Below are 3,956 nucleotides of genomic sequence, written 5' to 3' on the forward strand. Positions count from 1 at the left end.
CGCTGTCAAGAGCAGCAGTCACAGAACCGGGGACACGGAACCGGAGGCACGGAACCGCCCGGACGCAGCGGCGCGCCTCGTCTCACGCACCCGACCACCGTCTCACGCCGGGACGGTCTGGACGTACCGCCGGAGCGTCTCGCCCTCGGCGTCGCGCAGTTCCACCACGAACTGCTTGCCCGTCGCGCCGTCGGCCAGTTCGGCCTTCCGAAGCTCGAACTCGTAGGGGGGCTCCGAAAGCGTCACGAGCTCCTCTCCACCGGTCGTGACGACGACGCGGTCGGCGCCGCGGACCGCCTCCAGGTGGCAGGCCACGAGGTCGCCCTCGTCCTCGCAGACCACGTCCGCGCCGGCGTCGGGGGCGGCGTCGCCGCCGTCCGCGAGCGGCGAGGCGTACTCGAACATCATGACGCCGGGCGTCACGGTGCCGGCGAGGAGCACGAGCGTCAGGAAGACGGACAGGTTCAGCTTCGAGGCCTGTCGCGCGAGGAACCGGGCGACCGGATGCTCGGCGGTGCGCCGGAGCCGGATCGCGGCCGGGACGACCCCGAGGTGGGTGAGCGGCCCCCAGACGATCAGGAGGAAGCCGTACGCCATCGCGTAGGTGAGGAATCCCCAGCCCGGGCGGTACGAGAGCAGGACGCTCGAGCCGGTCCAGCAGAAGAAGCCGAACACGACGAGCGTCCCGCTCTTCAGCCAGCGCCACGCGGGCGTGTTGGCGTAGTAGACGCTCAACAGGTCCCGCCAGAGCTGGCGAACGACGCGTCGGAGGCTGGCCACGGGCGACGAGGCGCGGTGGATGATCGACATGGGTCGTGGGTGATGGGTCCGGGGGAAGGGCGTGACCGCGGCCGGTCGGGGCGTCAGGCCCCGATCGACCACAGCTGCGTGAGCAGGTACCAGTTCAGGACGTACGCGGCGACGAACGCGGCCATGAACACCAGACAGAGGACGAACGTTCCCCGGAGTTCGACGGCGTGGACCGAGGTGCCGCCGTCCGGCGTCAGCCCGCCCTCCGCGTGGAGGTCGGTGAGGTCGCCGCCGCTGTTGTCCGCGCCGAACAGCAGCGACCCGACGGTCGCGACGACGAACAGGATCCCCGAGAGGATCGCTAGCAGCGCGAAGACGCCGAACAGCGCGAACAGCGGGCTCGCGGCCGCGAGGCTGAAGTCGGTGCCGGGGATGTTCCGGACGACCTCCGCGGTACGGCGCGGGACGCCGTAGAGGATGCCGGCATACATCAGCATCAGCGTCGCGACGCTCATCGTCCCCGCGTAGGCGTAGGGGACGAGCGACGCCAGCCGGTCCGAGACGAACTCCCGGCGGAACATCGTCTTCACGACGAACAGGGTCAGCCCCATGAACGTCAGCGTCGTCCCGAGCGCGACGGTCGCGTGGAAGTGGCCGACGGTCGCGAGCGTGTTGTGCCAGGTCATGTTCACCTGCATCTGGCCCATCACGACGCCGGTGATGCCGCCGAGGAAGCCGAACAGGATGACGCTGAACACCACCGACGAGAAGACGGGGTTGCGCCACGGCGCGGACGTGAGCCAGCCGAACAGCCCGCCGCCGAGCCCGCGCTGGCGCCGCCCGGCCTCGATGCCGGCCGGGATGGCGAACGCGTGGATCATGCTCGCGAAGGCGGCGCCGTAGAAGGCGTAGGAGGTGTTCCAGACCCGCCAGCCGGTCGACATCCCGGGGTCGACCAGCAGGTGGTGGGCCGCGCCGAGGTTGATGAAGAACAGGTAGAGGATGAACGCCGACCGGGAGACCTTCTCGCTGACGACGACCGCGCCCCCCACGACGTGCGTGAGGAAGTACCAGACGGTCACCATCGCCAGCAGGTTGATCTGCTGGGTCCCGTGGCCGACGATCCAGTAGAGCTGGCGGTAGATGCCGACCTCGACCGACTCGATCAGGCCGACGCGCCAGACGAGCGCGTACGCGAACGCCGCGATGCCGCCGAGGATCGCCTCCACGGCGATGACCCCGGTGACGAACGCGCCGAACGTCACCAGCGGGAGCGTCTTCGTCGCCGCGCCGCGCTTCTCCTTCCAGACGGCCGCGAAGAAGGGCAGCGCCGCGACGGTCGCCCCCAGCAGGAAGACGATCGCGGTCGCGTAGAACCACGGCGACACCGGCAGCGGGACGTACGCGGTCAGAAGCGGCGCCTGTTCGGGCGCCTCGGTGAACCAGATCGAGAGATTCACGCCGACTGCGCCCGCGACCATCACGGCCCAGCCCGCCTTCGCGAGCGCCGTCAGCGGCAGTCGGCGGCCGAGCACCATCGGTCCACCCACGTACAGCACCGCGATCTCCATGAACACCATCCAGAAGATCAGCAGGTTCCACGCGTGCAGGCTGAGGTGTGTGTAGAAGTCGCCGGGTTCGAGCAGGCCGATCAGCTCCCAGCGCGTGGTGGCGACGGTGAACGCGAAGCTTCCGCCGACGACCAGAGCGACCACGGCCGTCACGCCGAACAGCTTGACGTGCTCCTCGACCGAGCGGTGGACGTCCAGCCCGGTCACCGAGCAGCTACGATACCCCTCGGCGTCGTACTCGTTGCCGAACAGCGCGCGTAGGGTACCCAGCATCTCAGGCCTCCTCGACGACCAGCGTGCCGTGCATCGAGCGGTGCCCCTGCCCGCAGAACTCGTTGCAGATCACGTGGTAGGTCCCCGGCTCGTCGAACGTCATGGGGATCACCCACTCGTTGCCCGGGAACACCTGCAGGTTGATCTGCTTGCTCAGCGTCTCCTCGGGCCGGATCGAGAACCCGTGCTGCACGTCGTAGGCCCCGAGGTGAACGTCGTACTCGCGGCCCGCCTCCAGCACGACCGGGAGCGCGTCCCAGTTGTAGCGCATCGCGCCGACGTACACCGAGTCCTCGGGCGGCACGAGCCCGCGCTCGGTCTCCTCGGCGGCGTCCTTGTACTCCTGCACGCGCTCTCGGTACGCGTCGGGCTCAACGTCGTACGTCTCGCCGATGGGGTTCTGGTCGCCGAACTGGGTGAAGCCGCTCATCCAGCCGAAGATGCCGACCGACCAGAGGCCGGCGATCCCGAGCCAGATCGTCTCGCGGCGGTTCACCGGCTCGTCCCACCAGTTCCCCTCGGGCGGATCGAGTGGTGCTGGCATGCGTGATCACCTCACGGGCAGCGACAGCACGTCCATGATCCCCCAGCCGACGTATGCGACGAGGAAGAACAGGAACGCCGCCGCCGCCAGCAGCCAGATGCGGTTGTAGAGGCGCTGCATGAACGGCGCGTCCGCGGGTCGTTGTGCGCTCATTGGTCGCTCACGGACTTCGGTTCTCGCGGATTCCCACTGTGGGTTATCGCGCACATGTTCGCCCGCCGATACCGCAGATCTGGAATCGGTCGCGTCACTCGGGATCTCATGGCAAGCCACGAGATATGGAGGGGTTGAAAAAGGCGGTTCATCTGGTGATCGTAGCGGTCGGCGCGCGCGAGCAACGCGCGCGAGAGAGGTGGCGGCGCGGCCGCCTTGCGGTGCGGTGCTGTTTCGCGGCCGCGCCGCCGCCGAGGCTGGGGAGGTGTGAGGCTGCGGTGCGGTTGCGGAGCGGTGCGGTTGCGGAGCGGTGCGGCTGCGGTGCTGTGTGGTGGGAGTGAAAGGGGCAGTCGGCTCGATCCGGCCCCGACGACGCTCTCGCGAGCCTGTCGAGCGAGAGTCAGCGAGTCGCAGCCCGGCAGCCCGCTACTGCAGGCAGCCCGGACCGTCTCGCCAGACAAGCACTCGCGCCGGGCGGTGTCTCCGGCGTCGCCGTGAGCGCGGTGCGGAGCGAACGGCGGCTCGAAAATCTCCGATTTTCGGCGCGCTACTGCACGCTGGAGGCTAGCGAGACGCGGTTTGTCTCGCCAAGCGGAGAGCGAGGAGCGCAGCGAGGGTCCCGCGAGCTTGCCGAGCGGGACGACGGCAGTCGCAGCCCGGACCCG

The 3,956-nt window shown here is 69.1% G+C and carries 4 protein-coding genes; all 4 read right to left on the reverse strand.

Annotation, left to right across the window (positions count from 1 at the left end):
• Positions 1-102: 102 nt before the first annotated feature.
• Genes AN233_RS08330 through AN233_RS17280 form a run of 4 tightly spaced genes read right to left on the reverse strand, consistent with a single transcriptional unit; the run spans position 103 to position 3,291 of the window.
• On the reverse strand, positions 103-810 hold the full coding sequence (locus AN233_RS08330; protein WP_058366328.1) for a hypothetical protein: 708 nt from the start codon (positions 808-810) through the stop codon (positions 103-105).
• 53 nt (positions 811-863) lie between these two features.
• Positions 864-2,594, reverse strand: a complete 1,731-nt coding sequence (locus tag AN233_RS08335) for a cytochrome c oxidase subunit I (RefSeq protein WP_058366329.1) — start codon at positions 2,592-2,594, stop codon at positions 864-866.
• A 1-nt stretch (position 2,595) separates the two neighbouring features.
• Positions 2,596-3,138, reverse strand: coding sequence for a cytochrome c oxidase subunit II (locus tag AN233_RS08340; RefSeq protein ID WP_058366330.1), 543 nt, complete (start codon positions 3,136-3,138; stop codon positions 2,596-2,598).
• A 6-nt stretch (positions 3,139-3,144) separates the two neighbouring features.
• Positions 3,145-3,291, reverse strand: a complete 147-nt coding sequence (locus tag AN233_RS17280) for a hypothetical protein (protein WP_176696662.1) — start codon at positions 3,289-3,291, stop codon at positions 3,145-3,147.
• Between the last annotated feature and the right edge of the window lie 665 nt (positions 3,292-3,956).

It is taken from the genome of Haloparvum sedimenti, from assembly GCF_001462205.1.
Lineage (GTDB): Archaea > Halobacteriota > Halobacteria > Halobacteriales > Haloferacaceae > Haloparvum > Haloparvum sedimenti.

Excerpts from the sequence above, each read along its gene's own strand:
- AN233_RS08330 (WP_058366328.1), bottom strand. The coding sequence starts at position 810 with ATGTCGATCATCCACCGCGCCTCGTCGCCCGTGGCCAGCCTCCGACGC.
- AN233_RS08335 (WP_058366329.1), bottom strand. The coding sequence starts at position 2,594 with ATGCTGGGTACCCTACGCGCGCTGTTCGGCAACGAGTACGACGCCGAG.
- AN233_RS08340 (WP_058366330.1), bottom strand. The coding sequence starts at position 3,138 with ATGCCAGCACCACTCGATCCGCCCGAGGGGAACTGGTGGGACGAGCCG.
- AN233_RS17280 (WP_176696662.1), bottom strand. The coding sequence starts at position 3,291 with ATGAGCGCACAACGACCCGCGGACGCGCCGTTCATGCAGCGCCTCTAC.